General features: G+C 51.7%; 25 protein-coding genes. 23 read left to right on the top strand and 2 right to left on the bottom strand.

Going from position 1 to position 25,503, the window contains the following annotated elements:
• The first annotated feature begins 78 nt into the window (after positions 1–78).
• The 21 genes from FY034_RS04835 to FY034_RS04735 all read left to right on the top strand — a co-directional run bounded on the left by FY034_RS04835 (position 79) and on the right by FY034_RS04735 (position 22,022).
• Entirely contained in the window at positions 79–750 is a 672-nt protein-coding gene (locus tag FY034_RS04835; protein WP_265554176.1) for a hypothetical protein, read from the top strand.
• A gap of 56 nt (positions 751–806) precedes the next feature.
• Entirely contained in the window at positions 807–1,034 is a 228-nt protein-coding gene (locus tag FY034_RS04830; protein WP_265554174.1) for a hypothetical protein, read from the top strand.
• Positions 1,021–2,367 carry a replicative DNA helicase gene (locus tag FY034_RS04825; RefSeq protein WP_265554172.1) on the top strand — a complete coding sequence of 449 codons (1,347 nt, stop codon included), beginning with the start codon at positions 1,021–1,023 and terminating at the stop codon, positions 2,365–2,367. Before FY034_RS04830 ends, FY034_RS04825 begins: the two co-directional genes overlap by 14 nt.
• Positions 2,368–2,401: 34 nt before the next feature.
• The gene (locus FY034_RS04820; RefSeq protein WP_265554171.1) at positions 2,402–2,917 is read left to right on the top strand and encodes a hypothetical protein; all 516 of its coding nucleotides are present in this window, start codon (positions 2,402–2,404) and stop codon (positions 2,915–2,917) included.
• A gap of 11 nt (positions 2,918–2,928) precedes the next feature.
• Positions 2,929–3,489 carry a hypothetical protein gene (locus tag FY034_RS04815; RefSeq protein WP_265554170.1) on the top strand — a complete coding sequence of 187 codons (561 nt, stop codon included), beginning with the start codon at positions 2,929–2,931 and terminating at the stop codon, positions 3,487–3,489.
• Positions 3,490–3,508: 19 nt separating this feature from the next.
• On the top strand, positions 3,509–4,048 hold the full coding sequence (locus FY034_RS04810; RefSeq protein ID WP_265554167.1) for a hypothetical protein: 540 nt from the start codon (positions 3,509–3,511) through the stop codon (positions 4,046–4,048).
• Between the two features lie 11 nt (positions 4,049–4,059).
• Positions 4,060–5,364 carry a hypothetical protein gene (locus FY034_RS04805; RefSeq protein WP_265554166.1) on the top strand — a complete coding sequence of 435 codons (1,305 nt, stop codon included), beginning with the start codon at positions 4,060–4,062 and terminating at the stop codon, positions 5,362–5,364.
• Positions 5,365–5,367: 3 nt separating this feature from the next.
• Complete coding sequence (locus FY034_RS04800) at positions 5,368–10,665, top strand: hypothetical protein (protein ID WP_265554164.1); 5,298 nt, start codon at positions 5,368–5,370, stop codon at positions 10,663–10,665.
• 240 nt (positions 10,666–10,905) lie between these two features.
• On the top strand, positions 10,906–11,244 hold the full coding sequence (locus FY034_RS04795) for a hypothetical protein (RefSeq protein ID WP_265554162.1): 339 nt from the start codon (positions 10,906–10,908) through the stop codon (positions 11,242–11,244).
• A gap of 2 nt (positions 11,245–11,246) precedes the next feature.
• Entirely contained in the window at positions 11,247–11,519 is a 273-nt protein-coding gene (locus FY034_RS04790; protein WP_265554161.1) for a hypothetical protein, read from the top strand.
• A gap of 11 nt (positions 11,520–11,530) precedes the next feature.
• Positions 11,531–11,674, top strand: a complete 144-nt coding sequence (locus FY034_RS04785) for a hypothetical protein (RefSeq protein WP_265554160.1) — start codon at positions 11,531–11,533, stop codon at positions 11,672–11,674.
• Positions 11,675–12,539: 865 nt separating this feature from the next.
• Positions 12,540–12,776: a hypothetical protein gene (locus FY034_RS04780; RefSeq protein ID WP_265554158.1), complete on the top strand. Its 237-nt coding sequence runs from the start codon at positions 12,540–12,542 to the stop codon at positions 12,774–12,776.
• A gap of 11 nt (positions 12,777–12,787) precedes the next feature.
• Positions 12,788–13,675, top strand: coding sequence for a type II toxin-antitoxin system MqsA family antitoxin (locus FY034_RS04775; protein WP_265554156.1), 888 nt, complete (start codon positions 12,788–12,790; stop codon positions 13,673–13,675).
• Positions 13,672–14,190: an ImmA/IrrE family metallo-endopeptidase gene (locus tag FY034_RS04770; RefSeq protein WP_265554154.1), complete on the top strand. Its 519-nt coding sequence runs from the start codon at positions 13,672–13,674 to the stop codon at positions 14,188–14,190. The genes FY034_RS04775 and FY034_RS04770 overlap by 4 nt, the downstream gene beginning before the upstream one ends.
• A gap of 44 nt (positions 14,191–14,234) precedes the next feature.
• Complete coding sequence (locus FY034_RS04765; RefSeq protein WP_265554153.1) at positions 14,235–14,501, top strand: hypothetical protein; 267 nt, start codon at positions 14,235–14,237, stop codon at positions 14,499–14,501.
• 11 nt (positions 14,502–14,512) lie between these two features.
• A complete protein-coding gene (locus tag FY034_RS04760; RefSeq protein ID WP_265554151.1) occupies positions 14,513–14,827 on the top strand; it encodes a hypothetical protein in 315 nt (104 codons plus the stop codon).
• A complete protein-coding gene (locus FY034_RS04755; RefSeq protein ID WP_265554150.1) occupies positions 14,828–15,784 on the top strand; it encodes a toll/interleukin-1 receptor domain-containing protein in 957 nt (318 codons plus the stop codon).
• 91 nt (positions 15,785–15,875) lie between these two features.
• Entirely contained in the window at positions 15,876–17,831 is a 1,956-nt protein-coding gene (locus tag FY034_RS04750) for a HEAT repeat domain-containing protein (RefSeq protein WP_265554149.1), read from the top strand.
• Positions 17,828–19,534: a hypothetical protein gene (locus FY034_RS04745; protein WP_265554148.1), complete on the top strand. Its 1,707-nt coding sequence runs from the start codon at positions 17,828–17,830 to the stop codon at positions 19,532–19,534. The genes FY034_RS04750 and FY034_RS04745 overlap by 4 nt, the downstream gene beginning before the upstream one ends.
• A 235-nt stretch (positions 19,535–19,769) precedes the next feature.
• Positions 19,770–20,522, top strand: coding sequence for a hypothetical protein (locus FY034_RS04740; protein ID WP_265554146.1), 753 nt, complete (start codon positions 19,770–19,772; stop codon positions 20,520–20,522).
• A gap of 213 nt (positions 20,523–20,735) precedes the next feature.
• On the top strand, positions 20,736–22,022 hold the full coding sequence (locus FY034_RS04735; protein WP_265554144.1) for a hypothetical protein: 1,287 nt from the start codon (positions 20,736–20,738) through the stop codon (positions 22,020–22,022).
• A 45-nt stretch (positions 22,023–22,067) separates the two neighbouring features.
• Here the strand turns inward: FY034_RS04735 and FY034_RS04730 are convergent, their stop codons facing one another.
• A complete protein-coding gene (locus FY034_RS04730) occupies positions 22,068–22,211 on the bottom strand; it encodes a hypothetical protein (RefSeq protein WP_265554143.1) in 144 nt (47 codons plus the stop codon).
• A gap of 123 nt (positions 22,212–22,334) precedes the next feature.
• Positions 22,335–24,008: a methyl-accepting chemotaxis protein gene (locus FY034_RS04725; RefSeq protein ID WP_265554142.1), complete on the bottom strand. Its 1,674-nt coding sequence runs from the start codon at positions 24,006–24,008 to the stop codon at positions 22,335–22,337.
• Between the two features lie 161 nt (positions 24,009–24,169).
• On the opposite strand from FY034_RS04725, the gene hisI reads away from it, so the two are divergent.
• Positions 24,170–24,547, top strand: coding sequence for a phosphoribosyl-AMP cyclohydrolase (gene hisI / locus FY034_RS04720; RefSeq protein ID WP_012469191.1), 378 nt, complete (start codon positions 24,170–24,172; stop codon positions 24,545–24,547).
• A complete protein-coding gene (gene hisG, locus FY034_RS04715; RefSeq protein ID WP_265554139.1) occupies positions 24,544–25,419 on the top strand; it encodes an ATP phosphoribosyltransferase in 876 nt (291 codons plus the stop codon). Before hisI ends, hisG begins: the two co-directional genes overlap by 4 nt.
• The last annotated feature ends 84 nt before the right edge of the window (positions 25,420–25,503 follow it).

Here is a 25,503-nt window from a genome sequence, read left to right as displayed (position 1 = left end):
CCAACAGACCGCCCCTACACCAGGCTAGAGGCCGCAGCACGGATAACAGCCGACCGGCAAGACGGGACTGTTCGGTCTATGCGTGAGTATGGGCGAATATTTTCTTGGGATTCAAAAACGGTAAAAACATTTCTGGACTTGCAAATGATAGTGACTCTGACTTCCGCACAAAAAGAAAATAATAACAGCGCATTACAAGGCGATATTCCACAATCAGGCAATTCCGCACTGGCTCCACAACCATTCCGCACTGACTCCACGGCAAATATAAATAATAGTAATGGGTTGCAAGAAGATATTCCACAATCACTCCACACTGATTCCGCAGTCACTCCACAGCTACTTAGTAGATATAGATTTAAAGAATCTCTTGTCGCTTCTCCAAAATCGAAGCGACCCCCATCAGGTGACCACCAGACCTTTATTGCCTGGTGGAATTATGCCTACGAGACCACCCAGGGTAAGCCTTACCTCTTCGCCGCCAAGGATGCCAAGGCAGCCAAGACCCTGCTGGGCCTGCACCCCTTGAAGCCGCTGCTGCTGATAGCCAGCCACTTCCTTACCGTCGAGGACACATTCCTTGCAAACCGCCGTGACCTGCCGATGCTGCAAAGCCAGATTAACCGGATGCCGCCCCCCGGCGAGATCATGACCAACAATGCCGCACGGTTTAGGGCTGCCGGGCTACTGCCCCCTGACGGCACCCTATTGGAAGACTGGCGGTTCTGGGAGACCACCGCCCCCGGATAACGTCTCAAAATGTCTTAATTTTTTGAAGCACAACCAACCTTGAAAGGAGCAACACCATGGAAACCTCAATCAACCCCAGCGACCTGATTAGCACCCTTGAGGCCTTGGCAGAAGACCAGCGCCTGCTCTGCCTGTCTCTCGACGCCATGCGTAACGTGCATCCAACCCAACAGGCCTTTAGCTTGCGGGCTATTGCAAACTTTGCCGACCAAGCTGAAGACCGGCTTGCCCGACTGATTGACGATCTGAAAGCCGCCCAGGACACCACCCATGCCACTGCCTGAAACCACCCACGCCGTCCACTGGAGCAACGAAGCAGAGCAGTCCTGCCTCGGGGCTGTGCTGATAGATAACACCGTACTTCCGACCCTGACCGAGATCATCGGTACGGTGGACTTCTACCTTGAACGCCACCGGCATTTTTTCGGTGGGATGTTGGATCTACATCAGGCCGGAACGCCGATTGATTTTACCACCCTTGCTGCAGCCCTGAAAGCATCCGGCAAACTGGAGGCGGCAGGCGGCACCCCGTACCTGCTGGAACTTGCTGATTACGTCCCCACCGCAGCCAATGCCGCCCACTATGCAAAAATCATCCGCACCCATGCTGTGCAGCGGTCCCTTGCCGGTTTGGCACTGGTGATGACCGGCAAGGTCCAGCAGGGGGATGATCCCGCCACGGTGATTGACGAGGCCCGCCGTAACCTTGAAAAACTGGCTGCAGAGCTGGACGGGGCACACGGGGTGAACGCTGCAGACCTCATAGATTTCAGCACCCGTGGAGCCCTCTACCAGCAGTTTGTCGCACGGGTCAACAAATACCGCTTCAAGACCGGCTTCAAGGACCTGGACAAAGAATTACGGGGAGTAGCCCCCGGTGAAGTCCTTATCGTAATCGCCTATTCCGGCACCTTTAAAAGCGCCCTGCTGCAATTCCTGCTGCTGCGTTCTGCACGCGACACCGGCTTACTCAGCCTGTTCTTTTCCCTGGAAATGCCTGCCGCCAAACTGTTTGAACGGGAAGTTGCCATGACCAGCGGTATCAACGGGTATACCTGCGAATATCGCTGGCGCAATGAGCCGGTGGAGGCCAATGCCCTGCAACTGGCGGCCCGTGACGGTGGCGGTAGAAACATGCTGGTGTGCGACCGTCCCGGACTGAGCGTTGAACAAATTGGCCGATACATTGACGCTACCAAGCGTAATCACGGCGACATAGGCGTTGTGGGGATCGATTACCTGGGCCTGATGGCCGCCCCAGGCAAGACCCTGTTTGAGAAAACCGCCTTTCTTGCCCCCGCCCTGAAGAACCTTGCCAAGGAAAAAAACGTGCCGCTGCTGGTGCTGGCCCAGGTCAGCCGGGAATCAGTCAAGCACCAGACAGAGATAGAGGCCCACAGCGCCAAGGGTGGCGGAGATATTGAGGCCTCTGCAGACTTCATGCTGGGACTGCAGCAAACCAAGGCGGGGCAGTTGATTCTGAAGGTGCTGAAAAACCGTAACGGCGCAGCCGGGCAGATCTGGGAGGTGCTGTTAGACCGCCCCAGCCTGCAGTTTACCGGCCTGAAGGATTACGAACCACAACGCCAGGCAACCAACCAGACGATTGATTTTTGATCACCGGCAAAGCCGGAAAATGAAAGGATACCCCATGACCAACACCCTTGAACTGAACCACAACGTAACCCTTGAAGAGATCGGCGAGCTGGTACAGCAGACTGCAGAAAAGCTCTTTGAAGGCGACTGGGACGAAGCAACCAACCAGTTTATTGAACTGCATGACCGGCTGTTTCCTGAAAGTTTCCAGCCTGCACCGGCAGAAGAGGTTGCCGTGCTTGAGCCTGCCCCGCCTGCTGATTACCTGATCCTGCAGGATGATGACCTGACCAATCCCAACCGCAATGAGGCTGAAACCCTGGAACTGCTGCGAGATGTACAGAACCAGATACTGGACGGCGAACGTGAACCGGAAGACTTTCTTGAGGCAATGGAACTGCTGTACCGGCTTTCCTGCCAGTACGCCACGGCGACTGAGCAGGCAGCCCAACGGGCAGAACAGGCAGAGGCCCGGCTTGTTCACCTGATGCAGCAGAACCAGCACTTGCTGGGGGTGCTTAACCTGATTTCACAAGGTGCCGATCACTGCAGCCCGCAATACCACAATTAAGGAGCCAAGCCATGAAGAATAAACAACAGCTTAACGACGAACAGAGCCACCTTACAGAAGCACTGACAAGGCTTAAGCACCGCCGTAGCTCTGTTGAAGAACGGCTTGACGAAATTGAAAAGGAATACGTTGCCGCGTTACTCCGGTTCGCAGAATCAGGAAATCTGGCTGAATTGCAGGAGCTTGAAGCCGAAAAGATGCTGCTGCTTGTTGCCCTGCAAGCCCCCTATCTGGCCGCATACGCAGAGATTGACAACCGCCTGAAAACAGTACGGCTGGCCCTTGGCAACATTACCAATATTGAAAAGTTGCGGACTGAAGACGCTGAATTCGCCAAGTTCTTTAACTCCGTCCTGCAGCGTCGCAGCCTGCAGGCAGGTGATGAGGACCGGCTCTGGTCGTATGCAGCTGGCCGCCCGGTGCTTAAAGAGCAGGTAAACACCCTGATCAGCCAACTGCAGTGCTTTGCCCAACGGGGCTTTGGCCCTAACCCGGTCCCGTTTGAGCAGGTTGTCAACATTGCCCCGCTGCCTGAAGAACCGGACAGCAGCGAAATAACGGTAAATGCCTGAAAGATAGAGGAACCCAGCCATGCAAGAGGAAGTAAAACAGATTTACACAGAAATTGAAAAACTCGAATCTGCTGTCAGTAGACTGCAGGCCCGCAAGGAAACGGCTCTTGATCATATCAAGCAGTTACAGGCAAAGCTGCCTTCAATGCTGACAGAATATGCCACTGGACAGCGCAAAGAAGCTGATATCAACCAACTTCATGCTGAAATCCTACGATTGCAGCAGGTAGCCGCTGAACCAATCAAAGAGGCTATTCGCCCTCTTGATCTGAAAATCAAGGAGCTACAGGGCAGCCGGATACTCACTCTGCACAGAGCCGAGCAAAAGGCCAAGAGAGAACATCAGCGGTATGTTGACCTGTTCAACAAGGCACTGGCAGCCAAAGAGCTTACAGCACAAGAAGCGGTTTATCTTGAAAACATTGCCCCTGTTGGATTGCGTGATGAAGTGAAAGAGCTGATCCGTCAGTTCCAATCCTACCGCAATGCAAAGTACAGCAAGGGCGATGCTGCCCGTTTTGAAGACTACGTGACCGCACAACCAACCCCCTACCAGTAAAGGAAACAACCATGGCAATGCAAAACGATCAAACAACCCAGACAACAAAACAAGGCCTAGGCGGTGCTTCATACGATCCCAGCCAGGTATTTGACCCGTCCAAGAAGCCGCAAGCGATAGCAGAACCGCCCAAAGCCGGGCTTGATGTATCACCAAATGCAGGCACAAGCGCCATTGCCGGTGCAGGATACTACGCCGGTCGCCCAGTACCCAGCAACAACCCTATGGCCATTGCGGGAATGGAGGCCAGCAAACCACAAGGGATAGCTGGACCAGCACAACCGATAGCCGGGGCAACTTCTCAACCAACCGGCAGCACAAGCCAATCATCAGGCCCCTTGGGTATGCCGGATAAAGCACCGGCAATTGCCGGTTTTAGTATCGCCGGTGCTGGTGCCTCTGCTCCAGGTGGTGCAAGCCTTATCGGCACCCCAAAGACTATTGCCGGCATGACACCGGATAGCCTGCAGACTGTGGGCAAAATGCAGGAAACGGGTATGTCTGCAAGCGGTGTGCGCCGGATGGATGCAATCAATCAGCAAGCGATTGCCGGTATTGGCAAGCCAGGTAATGGCTTAATGGATAACAGAGGCCGCACCTATGACGAGCAGGTGGCGCACGCTGCCAAGGTAAACGAGGCCGGACAGCGTGACCTTATGCGTATGTCCCCCCGTGAACAGGCCGCTGCAGAAACGGTAAACAATCGCAACTTTGGAAGCTTCATACGTGGTGGCGCTGCTGGCGATCTGGCCGGGTATGAATCCCGCCGCAATGCAATAGCCGGTCAGCTGGCAGATACCCAGGCACAGCGGATTGCAGGTATCAAGGAGCAAAGCAACAAGTACGCAACTGACCAGCATCTGGCCGGTGTCAAATATAACGCTGATGCCCATGTAAAGGCTGCCGGTATTGCTGGTGATGCGAACATTGCCAAGGCACAGCAGACCGCCCTTGGTAAACAGCAGGAGCAAGTCCAACAGCAGTACAGCGACCGCGTGAAAGGGTTAATGTCCGGGTGGTCAAAGCTTAACGTCCCCACCCATGTGGCCCCAAAACTTAACTACTACGCCCAGCTGCATGCCCAGGCAGAAGACCCCAGGGGTAATGTTTTCATGCTCTCCCCCAACCGGCAAGGCGGACAATACGCTGCACTACCCAGAGTGTATGAGTCCCATTATCAAAAGCTGATGAAGGGCGGCATGAGTCATAACGATGCGGCAGCCCGTATCTATGGCGTAGCCCAGAAGAACGGCCACGCAATCGACGTGCCTGACTTTGCCCGCTTCCAAACCAGAAAAGAAGCTACGGAGGGGTAAATCATGGGACTGTATGATCGTATCAATTTCTTTGACGATGCAACAAGCATTGATGATGACAACATCGCCCGCCAGCTTGCAGCACTACCCGCGCCGACACCACAGGCAGCGCCCCAGCCGGAAGAACATTCTTCACTGTTTCGCCGTATTGCCGGAGACACCGCAGTAACGGCACTTAAAGGCGCAATAGGCTTGCCCGAATCTATTGTAGGTATTGCCGATATTCCAACCGGTGGCAGAGTAGGCAAAGGGCTTGAATATGTAGGTTTCAGGCCCCGTGAAGCCAAGAAAACACTGGATGAACTGTATTCACCAGAACAGAAAAAGGCCAATGCTGCAGTTCAACAAGCCAAGGGCTTTTTGCCCACTGTTCAGGCCATTGTTGAAAACCCCTCTGTTGCCGCCCACACCGCCCTTGAATCTGCACCCTCCTTATTGGGGGGTGCTGGAATAGCACGGGGAGCGATTAAGGTATTGCCAAAGCTGGCCCCCTTTGTGGCCGGAGCCATTGGAGAAGGTGCCATAACAGCCGGACAGAACGCCGAAGCTATCCGGGCAGAAACACCAGACCACCTCTTGACACCTGAACAAGCTGGCCTTGCCGGGTTATCCGGTATTGTGACCGGTGGTATTGGAGCTGCAGCCGGTAAGTTTGCAAACAAGGCCGGTATTGCCAACATTGAAACCATGCTGGCCAGCGGTGGCGGCAAGGCAATTAACAAAGGGCTTTCCCGCCAGGTTGCGGAAGGTGCCTTGACTGAAGGGATGCTGGAGGAACTGCCCCAGAGTATGCAGGAACAAGCCCTGCAAAACATTGCACTGGGTAAGCCGTGGCATGAAGGGGTGGTGGAATCAGGGGCACAAGGGATGGTTACCGGTGGCCTGATGGGTGCCGGTGGTGGTGGCTACAATGCCCTTGCTCAACATTCCGCACAAACAGAGCAGCAGGCTATCCCCCGTCAAACCCCGGAGGAAGCAGCACAGCAGGCCAAGGCAGAAGGTTATGGCCCGATTGGATCGGCCTTAAAAGCGAGTGAAGCTGCAGCCGCCCTACATACTCCAGACCTGCCGGATATCACGCTTACCCCGGAACAGCAGCAAGGCTTTGATCGGTTAAAGGCCCTTGAACATGAAGGATCAGCCGTCCTGCCTGACCAGCAACAAGCCGGACCGGCAACCGCTGAACTGCTTGGCGGACCGTCCGAATTTCGGACGCCAGTCACCATGCCGCAACCTGATGAACTGGCCCTTGCAAATCATTGGGCAGACAAGCAGATCAAGAACGGCATGACGCACCTGATGAACGTCAGGTCATACGACAGGACCGGCCAGGCACTTGTCAGTGAATGGAAACGCCTGACCGGCCAACAGCAGGAAGAACCAACAGCCCTGCAGCAGCCGGAGCTTGTACCTCAACCAGCAACATCAAACCCCGTTGTGTCTCAAATGCAGCCGAATTTGAACAACAAGCCAAGCCGTTCAGTCAACCCGGCACAGGATGACCTGATCACCGCTATTGCCAAGCTGGGCGGTATCAACAGGGAACAGGCAGTAACACAGTGGGGCAGCACCATCAAAGACAGCATCAAAGACCTGAATCTTCACGCCAGCAAGACCGGCAAAGTGGGGATACTGCACACCATCAGCAGCAAGGGCAAGCCCCTGGATACCATGCGGGAGCTGCTGGAAGAACATGGCTATCTGCCCCCCGGTAGCAGCATTGAGGATATGTACAGCAAGATTGAGGCTGCCACCAGAGGCCAACACAGCTACAGCCTGCAGCATCAGGCCAACCTTGAACAGAATATGTCAGATTTCCCCTTTGATGTATCTGCACTTGACCCGAATCTTGATCAATCCATTATGTACGCTCTCAAGCGTTTTGATGAGCAAGACGCTACTATGCCATTAACCAGCAATCAAAACCCGGCCACGCAAGAAGCCACCCCACAAAACAGGCCGCTTTTCAACCTGACCCATGATGTTGTTGCACAGGCATTTCCCAAACAGACCATTTCTGAAGACCAGCACGGTTTCACCGTAACCATGAAGAACGGCGCAACCATCCGCGTGAACGGCACAGATGAAATCATTTTCAATCTGCAGGTAGCAGAAGCCGCCTATGGCCGCAAGCTGCAAGCTGATGAAAAGCCGGTGGCCGCCTTCCAGCGGATGGGACAGGATGCTGTTATCTCCCTGACTGAAGCCGGTGCCGGAGAGATCCACCACGAAACCTTCCACGCTGCAATGGCCCTTGCCCTGAACCAAAGCCAGCGGGCAACCCTGCTGAAAAAGTTTGGTAATGAAGAAGCAGCAGCCCAGGAATACCAGAGACTGAGGGACAACAACGGCCTTGGGCAACGGAAGGGGCATCTCTGGTTGCAGGCCATTTACCAGTTCTTTCAGAAAGTACGTGGCTTGTTTAACCCGGCGCTGAAGGTTATGCAGGATATCGCCAGCGGTGACGTCTGGAATGGCACCAATGCAAGCGAAGCAGCACCCCCGGCCTACTCCATCAAAACCACACTGGAGCGGATTGCCGCCAGCAGAACCAAGCCCAATGACACCATACAGCAGCCAAAAGGTATGACAGCCGGGATTGCATCAACAGACCCGGCCATAGAACAACGCTGGCAGACAGCCCACGGCCTGAGTGATGGCCCCGGCCTTAAGGAACGTCTGCAAGGTTTTCTGCAGCGAATGCTATCCGAAACCCAGCACTTCCCCAATCTGGACACCAGCAGCTTCAGCGGCAAGCGTACTGCTGACATATTACGGCGCTTTGAATCATCTGACATAGCCGCCAAGGCTAAAACCTCCGAATATTTGCACAGCCTGACCGCCTCCTTTGGGCCTCAGAAGATGGATCTTTTCAGCCGCAAGGTGGTACTGGATGACCTGATCAATGAAGCGGACAAAGGCCGTGCCCTCCCCTTTGGCTACACCCCGGAGACTGTCAAGGCTGACCATGAACGTATCAGCAAACTGGTGGCAGCCAACCCGGATGTCCAGGCAGCAGTAGAACGGAGAACAGAGGTTAACAAGCATCTGGTGCTTGAACTGGTTGATAATGACCTGCTGCCGGTTGAATCAGTGCTGACACCTGAAGGGCTGGAGAACTACAAGCAAACCGGCAAATACACGGTTGATGACATTAACACCGGCTATTTCCGGCACCAGGTACTTGAACATGCCAACGCCCGCAAGTGGGCCGGTATCAGCACAGCCGGAGAGGTCCGCAACAAGCAGCGGGGCTGGCAGAAGGGCCGGGAAGGTTCAGAACTGGACATTAACACCAACTTCCTTGAAGCAGAGTTTGAATACTACAGCCAGGCCATGAAAGAGCTGGCAACCAAGAAGGCACTGGACGAGGTGCTGAGCATCAACGACCTTGCCCCGGCATTGCGGGAACAGGCCAAACAGGAAGGGGCTGCTGACTGGAAAGCCCTGATCCCCGAAGGCTACACCACATGGCAGCCGGAAAAGGGCAGCGTCTTCTACAAAGGTCAGACCATGCCGGAAAGCATCATTACCCGCTTTGTTGAGCAGAACCCGGCCTTTGCTGAAGTGGCAGAAAAGTTCAAAGAAGTGTTGATTCTGGGCGGCAGAAAGGAAGAGGTGGTCATACCTGCAGGGCTGGCAAAGACCCTGGATAATCTGAGAACCAACCGGGAAGACGCCACCCTGGACACCATCAATAAAAAGCTGATTGGTGGCTGGAAGGTCTGGACGCTGCTCTCTCCACGTCGGGCACTGAAGTACAACCTGAACAATATGTCAGGTGACCTTGATATCGTTCTTGCTGCTGATCCCGGCATTATGAAGCACTTCAGCACCGCCTGGAAGAATGCCCTGAACCGTAAGGCAGGCCAGCCGATGACCTTTGAAGAGCTGGCCATGCTTGACCGTGGCGTCATTGATGCCGGTATCAGCATTAACGAAATCCCGGACATTTCCAAGTTGCCCGGATTCCAGCACCTGAAGGAAGGCACCCGCAACGTCAAACTGATGGATGCCCTGAAAACCGGGGATCTCACCAAGCTGGCACCAGCAAACCTGATTGCCAAATACTTTGACAAGGTTTCCAGCCTGACCCAGTTACGGGAAGGGCTGTTAAGGGAAGCCGCCTACCTGCGGGCAAAGGAACTGCTTGACCAGGGCAAGCCGGTCTATTGGGCCTCAACACCTGCAGAGATTAACAGCCTGACCAACACCAGGGACAAGGCCGCCAAACTCAGCCGGGAACTGCTGGGGGATTATGGCAACCTGTCTGCCCACGGGGAGAAGATCAGAACCAGCCTGATTCCCTTCTGGAGCTGGATGGAGATTAACGCACCACGCTACTACCGCCTGTTTAAGAACGCCGCCACCCAAGGGGAAGCAGGCAGCACAGCGGCACGCATGGCAGGGGTAGGAGCCCGCAAAGCAGCAGGGGCAGCCCTGGGCATTGGTGAAAAGGTACTGTTGACCCACCTGCTGTTTGCAGCGGTATCGGCCTTCAATCATCTGCTTCACCCGGAAGAGGAAGAAAAGTTAAGCGCACAGGTACGCGGGCAGCTGCATCTGATCCTTGGCACTACCAGCGACGGTAAGACATTAACCCTGCGTTTCTCTGGTGCCTTCTCAGACGTTCTTGCATGGGCAGGGCTGGAAGACTACCCGGAGAGTTTCAAAAAACTGCAGGCCGGGCAGATGGACGCCAAGGAAATGCTGAAGAAGATGGCACTGGCAACACCTAACAAGTTGGTGAATGCTGCCAGCCCCTTTACCAAGCTTGCCGGTGAACTGATGACCGGCAAAAGCATTTACCCTGATATGACCAAGCCTATGCCGATCAGGGACAGAACCGAGCATGTAGCCCGCTTCTTTGCATTGGATGAAGAGTACAAGGCACTGGCAGGCAAACCAACCAAGGGCTACTTGAACAGCCTGAAGAATCTGCTGGTGTACGAATCGGACCCAGGAGAGAATGCCTATCATGACATCAAGCAACAGGTGGGCCGCTTTCTGGAAAAGCACGGCAGAGAACAGACCACAGCCGAACCCACCGAACGGAGCAAGGCCCTTTTCTATTTCCGCCAGGCCCTGAAGTACCGTGACAGGGAGGCGGTAGACCACTACAAGGCAGAGTACCTGAAGGCAGGCGGAAAACCGGAAAACCTGTATCAGAGCATCAAGCGTCAGCACCCGCTGTCAGGAATGCCCCTGCACATGCGGCAGCAGTTTCTTAACAGCCTTTCAGCGCAAGACCGGGAGAACGTCAAGCTTGCGATTGATTGGTACAAACAGGCGTACAGGTAGGACTCCTTAAAATTCAGTTGCCATAGAAAAAGCCGCTCCGGTAATCACCAGGGCGGCTTTGTTGTTTTTGGTGTTTATCCGCAACTATTGCGGATGATTTTTATTATTATTACCCGAAAAATTGTTTTTCAGTAACATCAAAATGTTACGCAGAATCTATCAGAATAAAACAGCTTACGCAAGATTATTTTTATAGGTAGCATGAAAGTAGCAAAAGACAAAAACTGAACCGGAGGTTTTATGTGTACAATCATTTCACCTTTTACGCTGGATCAAAACAGTATGAGTCTTGTGAGAATAGCAAGATCAATGGAACAAGTATCTAAAATAATCTTCGAAAAAACGGAACCAGATGATGACTTAAGTGGCGTTGCAAATATCATCGAATGCCTTGCTGAAAATGTAAAAACTATGGCTTTTGAATTTGAATCTCTAAAAAGCTGGGCTGAAGATGCCAACATTCAGATAATACACCAACGCTTTCACGGAACAAAGACACGCCTTGAAGTACACAAGTATGATCCACAAGGCCCTGAAGTTTTATTGACAAATACCGAAACCAAGGCGAATGGAGCGTAACTATGACCCACAAAACAGATAAACCACAACAGGCTATTCCATTATGCAAAGCAGTAGAAGAAGACCCACTAGATACCATTAGACAAGCAATTTTAAGGCTTGATGTGTTCAATGAAATGCTCTGGGATGAAACCGGCATGCCTGTAATCAATCTGAAAAACGAGGCCATGTGTTCAGGTGTCTACTGGTCAATAAATTCTATATGTCGTGATATTGATGGCGCTTTAAAACTGCTTGAAACGGAGCGGCAACCACGACCTATCCTGCCGAAATAGAACTTCGCTCCATGGTCAACATACTGGACCGAGAGACCTACGATCTTGCGGAAGAGTTTATTGACTTGCCACGGAATGAACAGCTTGACCGGATTAATGATCTACGAGTATTGGTGCAAACCATCAAACAGCTTAGTGACGAAGTAACAGCATAGCCTCACAATAGAGCTGCCCCGGAATCACTGGGACGGATTACAATTTGACCTCTCTGCCTGATCTTACAACTGATAAACAACAACAGTTTTAGGGATGTTTTTGGGGACACATGCAATCTTAAAAACAAAATACTTACCAGCAAAAACAGTGACTTATTCAATCAGTTTAAGAGACTGAGCAGCCACCAATTAACAATCCGGCACTGTCCGGACAAAGCCAAAAGGCCCCGAGAAATCGAGGCCTTTTCTTTTTTCCTCCTCCGGTACAACCCCTAGCGGCAGGCAGGAGTCCGTGGCTTTGATGGTGGCAATGGTGGCTATACTCAGAAATGTTTTGTAAATCCCTGGACAGCTGATCTAGATTCAGGTACACAGACTACAGTGATCTATCCATTAGAGTGGTAGCCATGCGAAATAAATTGCTAAAGACCTATACGTTTATTACTGAACCCGCCCCAAAGGCGGGTTTTTCGTTTTTCAAAGGTGTAAAGAAATTTTACACTTTTTCGTAACGCGCAGTGTTTACTTGGCTTTGTTTGTGGTTTGTGACGGCCTGAAGAGTTGGTGCGGTGCAGGAATATGCCATGTGGTGGCGATTTGAGGATAATCGAAGGGTTGGGTAATGCATCATGAGTAGTTAGCTTGTCGATGAAGCACAAGTTGATAACAGGTGACACTTCGAAGAAAAATTGTAATTGACACCAAAATACCAATTGGTATATTTAATTTAACACCAATTGGTGTGAGTGATTATGGAGACTCTATGACGCCAATTGGAACGGAGCTAGACGGACTTGTTCTCGCTGAAATAAAGAATGCCTATCTGGCAAGGAAAATCAGGAAGACGAAGGATTGCTTGAACGATATGGATAAGGCTGAATTATATGAGGCCGATGTAGAGAAGGTCATCATGGATGCCGATGCCATTGAAAAGGCGATGCCAGCAACCAGTGAACGGGCGAGCCATCCGGACAACACCCACTATGTTATCCACGGCACCAGCACCAGAGGAGTTACTGTCTACTGCAAGGTCTGCAGCAACTACCATCCGCAGACCGGCCTCTTCATCGAATGGAAACTTACCTCGTTCACACACAAATAGAGGATTAGACAATGATCTGCACCAACTGTTTTAACGCTGACTATAAGACTTCAACGACCGATCTCACAGTGACGGTTAATGGCGAGTCGCACCTGTTACGTGACCTTGCCTGCGAAACTTGCCCCGCCTGTGGGGAAGTTACGTTCACCCATGGGCAGAGCCTGGAAATTGACAAGCAGCGAGTTGCTCTGGAGTTCGGATTGAAACCACTCCTCACACCGGAACAACTGAAGACGGTGCGCCGGGTGCTAAACATGAAGCTGGACGAAATCTGCGACCTGCTGCAGATCGGCCGCAACTCCTATGGCCGTTGGGAGCGTGGTGAGGTTGCCATCACCCCCTCCATGAACCTTCTAGTGCATAACTTCATTGAGAAGTTCCCCGATGCCAAGGTTAACCTGATTCCGTCGGAGCGCATCGCCGCCATCAGTAAAGTGAACAGCTCCCTGCTTGATCAGTATCTTTCCTTTGGGGAGTATATTCGCGAGGTAATCAATGCGACCAGACTCCTGCCAGATCTGGTCTGTGCCTCACTGGAGATTGAACCGGCCATCCTGACTCGTATTGAAAACAATGATTTTGCCCCGGAACAGATTTCTCCCGATGTAACCGCACGGATTGTCCAGTTTTTCGGATTGACGCTCGATAACCTCAAGCGACTACTCAACGCCACCTTATCAATCGTCTCAATGAAGAACTCGGCAACCGTTGTCCATGCACGTTCCACCAGTTACGACGCCAAGGGGGCGGCTGCCCAGTCACGCACTGTCAACATGATGCTGGAAAAACTAGCGCAGAAAAGAGGCGAGTCGGCACAGCAGAAGCTGGTCAGTGACGACTACCTGGTAAAGGTACAGGCTGCTCTTGATGCTCTGCCGCAAGCGGGAGGAACGCGATGATTCCGGCCAATTATCCACTGGCGCGAAACATGGCGCGCAAGGTGCTGAAGCAGTACAAGATCGTGGATGTTCCCACCGACCTGCGTAAAATCTGCGAGGGTGAGGGGTTGGAGTATATGGAACTTGACGACCCCGAAGCCGTTGACGGGATGCTGATGGAACTGGAGGACGGAACGCGGGTTGCCATGGTGAACAGGGCAAAAGCCTACGTGAGGGGCCGTTTTACCCTGGCTCACGAGTTGGGGCATATTTTTCTCAGACACGATAAGCGGGATTTTTACGATGCCGAAGTGGCGCGGGAATATGGCGAGGATATGCCGGAAAGCGCCAAGCCGCCATGGGAGCAGGAAGCGGACGCCTTTGCCGCTGAGTTGCTCATTCCGCAGGAACAGTTGAAGAAGTATCAGGCGGAGTTGAAGAATCCGGAGAAATTGGCGGGGATTTTTCAGGTGAGCAGACCGGCGATGACTATTGCGGTGGCGAATTTTTTCGGGTCGGCGAAGAATTTAAGGTAAGCGGAACTGGAAGACTATCAAACCTAGATCAAAGGAGAACTGAGATGGCTAAGGCAAAAGTGACAAGTCCAAAAGCGGCAACCAGCGCATCTAAAACCATGACAAGTAGCAGTACCGCAACAAAATCTAAAACAGCGGCAGCAAGTGCCTTATCGCAGACCAAGGCGCCAGCAAAAGTCACATCGGCACCAGCGGCAAAAGCGGCTTCGAGTGTGCTGCGGGATGGACGGACAAGTAAGGATTCGAAAGCAGCGGCTGGGAGTACTTTGGCGCAGAGGCCAGCTAAAAAAGGAAAAAAATATAACGTTTAGCCGGAGGTAGCATGTCTGTAAAAATCAGAATAGGAAACCAGGAACATGACCTTTTGCAGGCAGATAAACATTGGATAATTAGCCAAATCAGAGAGCAGCAAAATGATAGCGGCAGTGTCTGTGTTCAGATTGCGATTAAAAAAGGGAATATAAACATGCGGCTCTGCTCAGGAGCATGTCCCTCGACAGGCAGTGGAGGCGATAGGCAGGCTACTCAGCAAGAACTCAGAATATTTGAACTGTGGGAAAAACATGGCGGCAAACAAAAACATTTAGGCGGTGGTGAAATAGTTGCGTTTCTTGAACAACTACAAAGGATTCTTTAAATGCCAACAATATTTTTCTCATATTCACACGCAGATGAGGCCTTGCGTGACGAACAGGAAAAACATCTTTCCATTTTGAAGCGGCAGGGGCTGATTGAAGTATGGCATGACCGGCGCATTGGAGCTGGTAATGACTTTGCCAGAGAGATTAGCGCCAACCTCGAAACGGCTGATATCATCTTGCTTCTCGTTAGTTCTGACTTTCTCAGTTCCGATTACTGCTATGACATTGAGATGACTCGTGCGATGGAACGGCATGAACGTGGCGAGGCTATCATTATACCGGTCATTCTAAGACCATGCAGTTGGCACAAGGCACCATTTGGAAAGATACTTGCCGCAACAAAAGATGGCAAAGCAATTACAAAATACCCTACTCTTGATGATGGGTTTCTGGAAGTTGCAAATGCTATTGAGAAGGCAGTAGAAACACTCACCCCTAGTAACCAGATAAAAAAATCAGTGATTCCTGTAGGTGACACCACTTCACCAACAGCCGTTGTTCTTCGCTCAAGCAATCTGCGCATTACCCGCCAATTTTCTGACCACGATAAAGATGATTTTTTGGAATCAGCTTTCAATGTTATCTGCAATTATCTTGAAGGTTCGTTAGAAGAGCTTGCACAGCGCAATCAGGGAATACAGACACGAGGGACGCGCGTTGATGTGCGTCACTTTTCGGCAAAGATTTATTGTAATGGGCAGCAGGTATCTGGTTGCAGAATATGGTATGGCGGCAGAAGCTCTTTTTCTAGTGGTATCCTCTATTCCAACAATCCTGATTTAAATACAGATACGACATACAATGAATCACTTTCGGTTGAGAGTGATGGGTATTCTTTATATCTGAAACCACTTGGCATGCCGCATTATGGAAAAGTTTCCGGAAAACAGCTTACTGAAGAAGGAGCGTCAGAATATTTATGGGAATTGTTGATTGGGCCGCTTCAGAGGTAAGAGGGGTAGAGGGATATTGACTTGTCTTTGCCATATATGGCACGTGAATTCCCTATATGGTAATTTAGGCAAATTTATTCGTGGAGATTGTATGCTCGATGACGTGATGACAGCACAGACAGCTAACACGCTTGGCGAATTGGTACTTCACTCTCACGAGAGTGGCAGTTCTGATCTGATGATTGCCCTGCCTCCCGAAAGCCTACATTCGCCTCAAGAGAGTTCAGATGAAATTCAGATAGACGGAAATTCAGTAGTTTTTGCGTCAATCGAGGGACGCAACCGTTTTTTGGCTTCATATTTATTTGATAAACATAAGGCGCAATTTCAATTAGATCCGAGTCAATGGCTGCACAAGGCTAATGACGTCTGGCGTCATGAAATTGGTTCATCGGATAGAGTAGCTGGCCGCTTACTGGCATTAGCGCATAACACAGAAGATATTCTCCTGGTTGCGGCAAGCGCAATTGTTGATGGTAGCATTGAAGTATTTACTGTTCTACACGTTGTTGAGGCTGCTCTACCTTACTTTCTTAGGATCGAGCCAGCATCGATTATCCAACTTTGCGATGTTCAGCATGAAAAAACGAAAAATGATCTTATGGCTGGCGCTTTTCTAAGCCAACTGCAGAAAAAATTGAGCAACATGCCTGAATCATGTCGTTTGCTACATTCACTTCTGCAGGAGAAAATTTCTCAGAGCACAGTAGCTCTCCATCCGACCACACTCCTTGCTCTCGCATCACAGAATGCCGAAGAGTCGTTAAGACTAGCCATTGAAGACACAAAATCAGAAAACGTTATTCTCAGAAGAGCAGCTATATGGACTTTAGGTCGGTTACTAGTCTGTAATCTGATCAAGAAAACAGAATTCGCTTCTGCTGTTGAAATTATCACCTTGAACATCTCGCATGCAGACGAGCAGGTCCGTAGAACTGCAATCTATGCCGCTGCTGAATCAGTCTCAATAACAAGAAAATTTGATCCCCTACTTTTAAAAATGGCAAAAACAGGGGAACAGGAAGTATTGGCAGCACTTTCCCATCACTTGTTCATGAACACGAAAGACTTGGCAGATAAAGACATTTTTAAGAAATATATACGCCAATTATGCAAGCTAACACCGACATTCAAGGGAGCTGTTGATAATTTTGATTTTATTTTAGCGCATTTGCTAGCTGATAAGGTGCAACAACAATTTGTACTCTCGTGTCTTTCGGAGTGGGTTGCAAGAAATGGCCATGAAATTCCAAGAGATACAAGCTTTCCAGAATTGTTTGATTCTACTGTATTTGAATTGCTAAAGCGTCCAGAATTGCTTTCGCAAATAATTACGGAATGGTTGTCATCAGATGATAGAAAGCATGCTGCAGCCGTAGCAGGACTACTTTCGAAACTATGGGTACATGGCTTTAAAAATCCAGAGTTCGACACAACGTTGTTAAGCACTTTCAATAAAGCTGATTTTCTTTTCTTGGTAAGGCGGTTACTTGGTTTTGTTAACTCGGAGGATCATCTACTATCGCTTACCATTTCTCTTCTAAAATCGACGAATCTTCAAGATTGGAAGCTGGGGTTTGTGCATACAGTTTTGGCTGAAGAAGTAGGTATGGATTATCCAGATTCAACGATGAAGAGGTTGGAGCAAGAGAAGTCCCAAACTTCCGATCCAAAAATTGTTGAGCTGTATTCAAGAGTTATTCATCAAATTACCAGCCACATCGATGCAATTGAGGCACTCCCCAGAATTGAAGAATTAAAACCACCTCCCGATGTGCAACGCCTGTTTGCAAGTGCTCATTCCAAACAGATGAATGTAGTGGCAAAAGAAGCAAGAAAAAAGTCGATAGTTAGTCAGATTTTCACGGAGATTCCCATGAAGGGCGGTAGCGGATGGTTCAGCTTTCGGGATGGTGGTTATACTGAAGCCAGTAACCTTATCCCGCATTCCCATTCTATTGCGCTACCACGACGCCACGTTCTTGATGCAGTTGGTTATGAAATCAGGCACATGGGCTTTCGCCTGGCAAGGCGTGGTGTAGAATGAGACTGATCCTTGCACAGTATTTGCGTACCCTGCGGGAGCGTGATGAATTCGACAGACTGCTTCCTGACTTACTGCTGTCTATGGGATATGTCCCGGTCTCAAAACCTCAGACAGGCAACCGTCAATATGGCGTTGACATGGCGGCAGTGGGAAAACATCCGGAAGATGGCATCAGAGAATTACTCTGTCTTGTTATTAAGCGCGGCGATCTTGGGAGGAATGAATGGGACTCCGGCCCACAGTCATCCCGCCAGAGTTTAAATGAAGTTTTTGATGTCTATTTAAAGACCCATGTGGAACCGCAACACGAGCCACTTCGTAAGCGCATAGTCCTTGCTACTACTGGCGATTTGAAGCAAGACACGCAAATTAACTGGGATAGTTATGCAAAAGGTCATTCCGGTGAGGTTACACTTGACTTCTGGGGTGGCGACAAAATTGCCACTTTGATCGAAAGATTTATGCTTAGTGAGCATGTTTTTGATGCCACAGATCGTTCCGATCTCCGGAAGTCACTTGCTCTGGCGGGTGAATTGGAATATGACCAGAAGGACTTGCACCGTCTGTTCAAGCGGGTTTTGGGTGTATCAGACCAAGGGCAACTCACGACAAAGAATGTGAGTAAAAAGGACCTTGTAAAAGCATTACGAGTGGTCAGCCTAGCAGCTCAAATATTCTCACATTGGGCAGAGGACGAAGGTAACCTGAAGCAGGCGCTATTTGCAGTGGAGCGCGCAATGCTTTGGTCGTGGCATAGGATTAATTTGGAAGAGGAAAAGAAAAGAAAACAATTCTATCAAGAATTCGGTGAATCGTTCTGGAGATGTTATAGGGAGATTGCGCTACGATATTTTGAAAAGTTGCAGCCACATTATTATGTTAAAGACGGGCTTTCGGGGTATTGCCGAGAAAGTGCTGTGTTTTCACTCGTTATCTTTGAGCAAATAGGTGTTCTCGGGTCAATTGGGCTATCCTGCATTTTGGTAGTTCCTAGTGATGAAGAAACTAAGAGGATTAATTTTGAAAACGCTGCGGTGGTAGCTGACGCTTTGGTTGCTTTATTGGAAAACAATCCTATTACGGGCTCTCCAATGCTCGACGGCAATGTTGTCGACATTGTGCTCGGTTTTATTCTTTTAGTTTTTACAGGGAGAGTTAAGGCGGTCAGCGACTGGCTTGCAGAACTTATAAAGCGTGTCGATTTTACCATGAAATTGAAACGTAATTTTCCAGTTTGCACGGATTCAGTTGATGACCTCGTTGAATTAAGCATTCAAAAAGATGAAGAGATTCGGGTTGATTTGATGAAGATATCGTGGCTATTGCCCACTCTTGCCGGATGGTCCGTAGTTCTTAAGCGTGATGATCTTTACGAAATGATTGCAAGAAATTCAAAGACAGAATATCCGGAAGTTTGTCTTCAACTCTGGCATCCCACCGCGCAGGAATTGCCAAGTCATCTGTATTTCGAGCGAGCACATTATCGTTGTGGAGAGTCAGAAGCACCCATAATTCTGCCGGACACTGCTCAAGAATACCGTGTACAAATGGAAGCACTACTTAAATCTGAGAGGCATAATGTAATAGCAACATCGACCGCTGGCTTGGCAGGCATGCCTGCTTTTGATCTCATTGCAAACAGACACTTCCGAACCCCGGTAGCTCCATTTTATTGGTTTCAGTTTTTGCTGCTGAGAGATTAATCCCCTTAACACCTCAACATTGTTATAGGTACACCTTACAATGCTTCTCCCCCACCATCTCATCTCCCACTCCAGCAAAACCTGCTCCACCATCCGATCGACATTTCCCACGGAAAAGAGCGGGAAGCCATCAAACAGGCAACGGTGTATCGTGTCAGGAGAAATCGGGGCAGCAATAACAACATATATTCCCTATTTTGCCACCCAACAGCAACTATGCTCATGGAGAAGTTTTATGCAGCTTGATAAACAAAATGACGACGAAAAGGCGGCCCCTCCGAATACCAAATCATCGGAGAGTAATCTCAAGACATTTCTACAATATTCAGCCCTCCTTCTTGCACTCATTACTGCCCTATTGTCGCTAATCGGCTGGACGTACGGCACATCGTACCTTGCCGCCTGGAACCTGCCGGAACGCCTGTTCCCACTGACTAGAGAAGGGGCGATTTTTGGCGGGTTCTGTCAACTTCTTTTGGTAATAGTCCAAAAGTTGCCGCTTGTCGCAAAGTTATCGCTTTTGTTGCCGGTCGTCATGGTAGCCACTCTGATCACTTGCTATAGGCCTTTCATGGGATGGCTGAATGACCGTCTTGTTAACTTTTTTAAGCCGCTGAAGGGGCAAATTGAAACTAACGAAACCCACGACGGAATTATGGATACGCTGTCGTTTGTTGCCAGCGGCGTCGGTGTGTCATTTGTGTGTGTCATAGGAGTGACTCTCCTGTTGCTTTGGACAGATGGGCAAGCAAAAGATAAGGTTATTAAGGAGCGTAAAGCTATTTTGACCGATGCCCCAGGTAGGCCTCCAAGTGCTCGTCTGTATGTTAAAAACGAATCCAAGACGTTTGACATCTATTCTGGATACATGATTAATGTTTCTGCAACTCACGCCGCACTTTACTCTAAAGATAAGGGGATGGTTATTCTTCCCGTGTCGAGCATCACAAGGGTAGAAGTGGCGGATCAAGGTGAAAATGAAAAATAAAGCCCAACATATTGGAACAATGCATCGGGCAGGCTACGGAGAACCCACGGAAAGGCTGTGTCTCAACTCCAGACGGGACTGGGAGGTGCCTATTACCATGGTTCATGCCACTTTATACCTGTCAGGCAAATACTCCTCCTAACTATGCCGTGCCCTGGTGGAGCTGAAAATAGACGGGCCGCTCGCGCCGAAACCATGGTTGAAGAAGGTACGGTGAAAAGGCTACTTGATAACGAAACCGATGACGGTGGGCTAACACAAAAGGCTGTCACTCTTTTGGCCGAGGCCACCGCATTGCAGGGAACGCTGCATCTAGCCGGAGTGCGCGATGATTATCGCTCACGGCTGGAGCAGGTTGTTCATGTGGCCACAAGGGCGCTGGGCAACGCGGTGGAAAGCCGCGAGGTTACCTTGCTGCACTGGGTGCTGGTTCAGGCTTTCGGGGCTCAGGCAGAGGATGCGCGCTATGGCGCCGGGCAGCTCTCTCGTGGTTCTCAGCGGGCCCCAACACTGGAAGATTGCGAAGACGGTTGGCAGCGTGTCGAGCAGATCGTGTGCACTGCAGAAGAGGCGGCATTGGCGGCCGCAGGATTTGCCCAGCTACTTGATACGGCCAGAGCAAGAGAGATTGCCCGCAGAGCTGAGCTTGCCGCAATAGCCGCCCGGAACATTGTCCTGGAGCGGAATCGCTCTTACACCTTCCATGCCGATCCCGGCTTTTCGTTTGGCGAAGGCTGGTACCTGACTGCTGCGGCACTGTTTGCCGGCCTTTCGATCCAGATCAGACCCGGTGCTGTCCAGGAACTGCAGGCCAGACGATTCCTTTGCGATGCCGGGTTGAAAGGAGCCTTGCGCCCCTATCGGTCCCGTCCGGCGAGTCCCAAGCACCTGACCCATATCATTGCCGCGGCTTTTCGCGCCGACCCTCCAGGATCACAGCACATCCTGCGCTCTACCTTCCTGGGAGATGAATCACCAGCGGCTTCCTTACGATCATGGATCGATGGCAAGGCGGGAGGGAGGCCGGAACAGAAGGTGCTGCTTTGGGTTCGAACCGGTGACCACGATGCCCAGCGCAATACCTGTTTTATTGAGCTGCGTCAGCTTTCTGAACTGGTTGTGAATGCCGGGCTCATACCCATCTTTTTCGGCGATGCTGTTCCCGCAGACCTTGTGCCGCCAGGCGCAGTCAATCTGGCTTTCTGCTGGAAAGAGCCGCTCTTCCAGGGACCGGACATGCGCCGGGCTCAGCTGCACCTGTTTGAAGAGTTGCGATGCCGCCACGGTCTGGTGGGCCAGATTGGCGTGACCACTGCCGGCATGGACGGACCGGCGCTGATGGGATTGCCCACCCTGTATCTTACCCAGGAACACAACGTCCGGCTGGGCAAGTGGGTGGGAGCCGTTCCGGGATATCAGGAGGTCGTGCGGGAGCCGGGCTATTTAGCCATCATTCGCACCACCCTGCAGCAGTGGCAGCAAAGCAAAAAAGGCCCCTGAGTGATTCAGGAGCCTGAGAAAGTACGCGGAGGGGTGCGAAGTTATTCAGGAGGTCTGTCTGGCCGCATTAAGAAGGGCATAGGCCATGGCACGGTCACGGTAACCAAGGGTATGCACCAGCATGTCAACAGCCGCTTCAAGGGAGACCCTCCCTGATCTGAACAGTGTAACGACTGTACCGAATGCCATCCAGCTCACCTTCTTTCAAGACCACTCATTCTACTCAGACACTATCAACATATCCCGTTACTTATCTTTTCGTGCATCCGGGGCAGAGACTTTAGCCTTCTTCTCTTCAGTTGCACCGCGTTGTCAGGATACGGTCTTAAACCCTGCCATTTCCTGTTCAAGGCCCCTGATTTGACGCGAAAGACCGCTGACCGCCTCCTCCATTACCCGGGTGGTCTTGAGGTTGCCGGTTGCCGCTTTTTCCATCTCTTCTGCCGTATGGACGATCTGTTCACTGCCCTCCAGCTGCACCATGCAGGCCCGCCTGATCTCTTCGATCATCCTGACAATGGTCTCGGTTGAGTCGGCAATGGCAGACCCGGCATCGTTGTGGGAACGGGCATTGATATGGACATTGGTGGCCAGCTGGCGCATGCTGGCAGAGGCCTGGTTGATCACCTCGGCATCCCGGGTCTGGTGACTTGAAGAGCGTACAATCTGTTCAACCATGGCCCCCATCTCTTCCATGGCAAGCCGCATCTTTTCACCCTGCTGGGCATGCTGCTCCGTGGCCGATGCGATCTCGTTGACCTGCTCGGTGGCGATCTTGACCCCTTTGACGATCTTATGCAAGGCCTCACCGGAACGGTGCGAAAGCTGTTCCCCCTCCACCACGGCCTGCTCCGAAAGGGTAATCGCCATAACCGCCTTGTCGGTCTCTTCCTTCACGCCATTGACGATCTCGGCAATCTCACGGGTTGAAGCCGTGGTCCGGCGGGCCAGTTCCTTGATCTCATGGGCCACCACGCCAAAACCTTTGCCATGCTCCCCGGCTTGGGCTGCAATGATCGAGGCGTTCAGGGCCAGCAGTTTGGTCTGCTCCGTCACCTCGTCAATCACCTGCAAAATGGTACCGATGCTGGCGGCATACACCGAAAGGTTGCCGATCGCCTGCTGTACCGTGTGGGAGGCGCTGCGAATCTGATGGATACCGCTGATGGTGCTCTCAACGGAGGTATTGCCCAATTCCGCGTCCCGCAACACATCAAACGAGATACGGGCCGTGGCCTGGGCGCTCTCCTCGATCTGGCGCACCGAACGTTCCATGTCTGCCACCAGCACGGTGGTACGGGTGGCGTTTTCCATCAGATGATGCACATTGCCGTTGATCTCGTTCTGGCCGTCAGCCATCCTGACAATGGAATCACTGACCAGCTCAACCGAACGGAGCAGTTCTTCCACCAGTTGATTTATTTCCACGGTACTGGAGACCATCTGCTGGATAGAGGCGGCATTGGTGCCGGCTGCACCGGAAAGCCCCTCCACCGACGAGGTCACCTCCTCCACTGACTGCCTGATCTGGCGGGCAGCCGCCTTGGTCCGGTCAGCCGTATCCTTTTGCCCTTCGGCCAGCGACAGCCCCTGGGCCGCGACAGTACCGACATTACCACCGATCATCCGCAGTTCATCAACCGCACTGCGGATGCTGGTCACAACGCCTCCCAGACGTTCCAGCATCTCATTGAAGTTACTGTTCAGCATCCCCACTTCATCAGCCGAAAGGTCTTCACCCCGTACCGTGAGATTCCCTTCGGCAGCCTGATCCATGACAGCAGCCAGACGTTTGACCCGTGTTGCCAGCTTGCGGGCAGCCAGTACCAGAAAGACCGCCAGATAGATCAGCGCATTGATGGCAAAGAAAAAGCGCAGTCCATCCGGGGGGATCTGCCTTGCAAGACCACCGGCGAGCGAGAGCAGGATGCCGCTAACAAGCAGAATTCTGATGAGCTGAGATCCAAATCCGAGGTTCTTTGCCATGGGGGTATCCTTACGCGATGCCTGGTGACGTGTCAGAGTGGTTTTCCTTATACCGCAAAATCACCGTAAAACAAACGGTTCTTGCATGTTAGACCGTAAGCGGTCTTGCATTTTCCCATTCCGGCTCCTATACTGCCCGGACATTTTTCAGGAGGCGCAGCATGATTGAGATTAATTTCGACAAAATGGGCGGGCTGATTCCAGCCGTGATCCAGGATTACGAGAATGGTGAAGTGCTGATGGTGGCCTTCATGGACAAAAAGACCCTTGATCTGACCCTGCGGGACGGCAAGACCTGGTTCTTCAGCCGTACCCGCAACAAGTACTGGATGAAGGGAGAGGAATCCGGCAATACCCAGGATGTGATGGAGGTATTGACCGACTGCGATGCCGACACCGTGGTGATCAAGGTCAGGCAGAACGGTCCGGCAGCCTGCCATACCGGCAACCGCAGCTGTTTCTACGTCAAGTGGGAGGATGGTCAGTGGGTCGAGCATTCCAACCCGCTCTTCAACCCCGAGGAGGTTTACAAGAAATGAGCACCGTACTACGTTTCGGTATCCCGAAAGGGAGCCTGGAAGAGGCCACGGTAGACCTGTTCAAGCAGGCCGGCTGGCAGATCGGCATCTCTTCCCGCAGCTACTTCCCCACGGTTGATGACGGCGAGATGAAATGCCACCTGATCCGGCCGCAGGAGATGGGCAAATATGTGGAACGCGGCACCATTGATGTGGGGATCGCAGGCCGCGACTGGATTCGCGAAAACGACTCCGATGTGGTGGAAGTCTGCGAGATGGTCTACTCCAAGGTTTCCCGCCGCCCGGTACGCTGGGTGCTGGTGGTGGCCCAGGATTCGCCGGTCCAGGGGCCGGAGGATCTGCAGGGTGCCACCATCTCCACTGAACTGGTGGAGTTCACCAAGCGCTACTTCAAGGAGCGCAATATCCAGGTCAATGTCGAATTTTCCTGGGGCGCCACCGAAGCCAAGGTGGTTGATGGGCTCTGTGATGCCATTGTTGAGGTCACCGAGACCGGCTCAACCATCCGGGCCAACAACCTGCGGATCGTCTGTGACCTGATGGAATCGGTACCGGTCATGGTGGCCAACAAGAGCGCCTGGGAAGACCCCTGGAAACGGGCCAAGATCGAACAGATCGCAACCCTGCTCAATTCGGCCCTGCGGGCCGAGGGGATGGTCGGCCTGAAACTGAACGCCCCGGCTGAAAAGGTGGAGGCGATCACCGGCATCCTGCCCAGCCAGAAGGCGCCAACCGTTGCCCACCTCTACAAATCCGACTGGGTTTCGATTGAGAGCATCCTGCCTGAAAAAGAGGTGCGCCGGATCGTGCCGGAACTGCTCCGCCTGGGGGCCGAGGGGATCATTGAATACCCGCTGAGCAAGATCATCTGACAGCCTGTGAAACAAGCAAGCCCACATCATGCCCTCCCCGGAGCCATGATGTGGGCTTTTTTTAGCCGTTATGGCCGGATAAAG

The organism is Trichlorobacter lovleyi (assembly GCF_015239775.1).
In the GTDB taxonomy this organism is placed as follows: Bacteria; Desulfobacterota; Desulfuromonadia; order Geobacterales; family Pseudopelobacteraceae; genus Trichlorobacter; species Trichlorobacter lovleyi_B.
The sequence above is the reverse complement of the archived record's forward strand: the minus strand, read 5'-3'. Positions and strand labels throughout refer to the sequence as shown.

Bases quoted from the DNA above. Each gene is read 5' to 3' on its own strand.
- FY034_RS04790 (WP_265554161.1), top strand. From the start codon at position 11,247: ATGACCCACAAAACAGATAAACCACAACAGGCTATTCCATTATGCAAA.
- FY034_RS04770 (WP_265554154.1), top strand. From the start codon at position 13,672: ATGATTCCGGCCAATTATCCACTGGCGCGAAACATGGCGCGCAAGGTG.
- FY034_RS04810 (WP_265554167.1), top strand. From the start codon at position 3,509: ATGCAAGAGGAAGTAAAACAGATTTACACAGAAATTGAAAAACTCGAA.
- hisI (WP_012469191.1), top strand. From the start codon at position 24,170: ATGATTGAGATTAATTTCGACAAAATGGGCGGGCTGATTCCAGCCGTG.
- hisG (WP_265554139.1), top strand. From the start codon at position 24,544: ATGAGCACCGTACTACGTTTCGGTATCCCGAAAGGGAGCCTGGAAGAG.
- FY034_RS04730 (WP_265554143.1), bottom strand. From the start codon at position 22,211: ATGGCATTCGGTACAGTCGTTACACTGTTCAGATCAGGGAGGGTCTCC.
- FY034_RS04755 (WP_265554150.1), top strand. From the start codon at position 14,828: ATGCCAACAATATTTTTCTCATATTCACACGCAGATGAGGCCTTGCGT.
- FY034_RS04800 (WP_265554164.1), top strand. From the start codon at position 5,368: ATGGGACTGTATGATCGTATCAATTTCTTTGACGATGCAACAAGCATT.
- FY034_RS04815 (WP_265554170.1), top strand. From the start codon at position 2,929: ATGAAGAATAAACAACAGCTTAACGACGAACAGAGCCACCTTACAGAA.
- FY034_RS04740 (WP_265554146.1), top strand. From the start codon at position 19,770: ATGCAGCTTGATAAACAAAATGACGACGAAAAGGCGGCCCCTCCGAAT.
- FY034_RS04775 (WP_265554156.1), top strand. From the start codon at position 12,788: ATGATCTGCACCAACTGTTTTAACGCTGACTATAAGACTTCAACGACC.
- FY034_RS04830 (WP_265554174.1), top strand. From the start codon at position 807: ATGGAAACCTCAATCAACCCCAGCGACCTGATTAGCACCCTTGAGGCC.
- FY034_RS04795 (WP_265554162.1), top strand. From the start codon at position 10,906: ATGTGTACAATCATTTCACCTTTTACGCTGGATCAAAACAGTATGAGT.
- FY034_RS04750 (WP_265554149.1), top strand. From the start codon at position 15,876: ATGCTCGATGACGTGATGACAGCACAGACAGCTAACACGCTTGGCGAA.
- FY034_RS04780 (WP_265554158.1), top strand. From the start codon at position 12,540: ATGGATAAGGCTGAATTATATGAGGCCGATGTAGAGAAGGTCATCATG.
- FY034_RS04725 (WP_265554142.1), bottom strand. From the start codon at position 24,008: ATGGCAAAGAACCTCGGATTTGGATCTCAGCTCATCAGAATTCTGCTT.
- FY034_RS04765 (WP_265554153.1), top strand. From the start codon at position 14,235: ATGGCTAAGGCAAAAGTGACAAGTCCAAAAGCGGCAACCAGCGCATCT.
- FY034_RS04785 (WP_265554160.1), top strand. From the start codon at position 11,531: ATGGTCAACATACTGGACCGAGAGACCTACGATCTTGCGGAAGAGTTT.
- FY034_RS04835 (WP_265554176.1), top strand. From the start codon at position 79: ATGCGTGAGTATGGGCGAATATTTTCTTGGGATTCAAAAACGGTAAAA.
- FY034_RS04760 (WP_265554151.1), top strand. From the start codon at position 14,513: ATGTCTGTAAAAATCAGAATAGGAAACCAGGAACATGACCTTTTGCAG.
- FY034_RS04825 (WP_265554172.1), top strand. From the start codon at position 1,021: ATGCCACTGCCTGAAACCACCCACGCCGTCCACTGGAGCAACGAAGCA.
- FY034_RS04745 (WP_265554148.1), top strand. From the start codon at position 17,828: ATGAGACTGATCCTTGCACAGTATTTGCGTACCCTGCGGGAGCGTGAT.
- FY034_RS04805 (WP_265554166.1), top strand. From the start codon at position 4,060: ATGGCAATGCAAAACGATCAAACAACCCAGACAACAAAACAAGGCCTA.
- FY034_RS04820 (WP_265554171.1), top strand. From the start codon at position 2,402: ATGACCAACACCCTTGAACTGAACCACAACGTAACCCTTGAAGAGATC.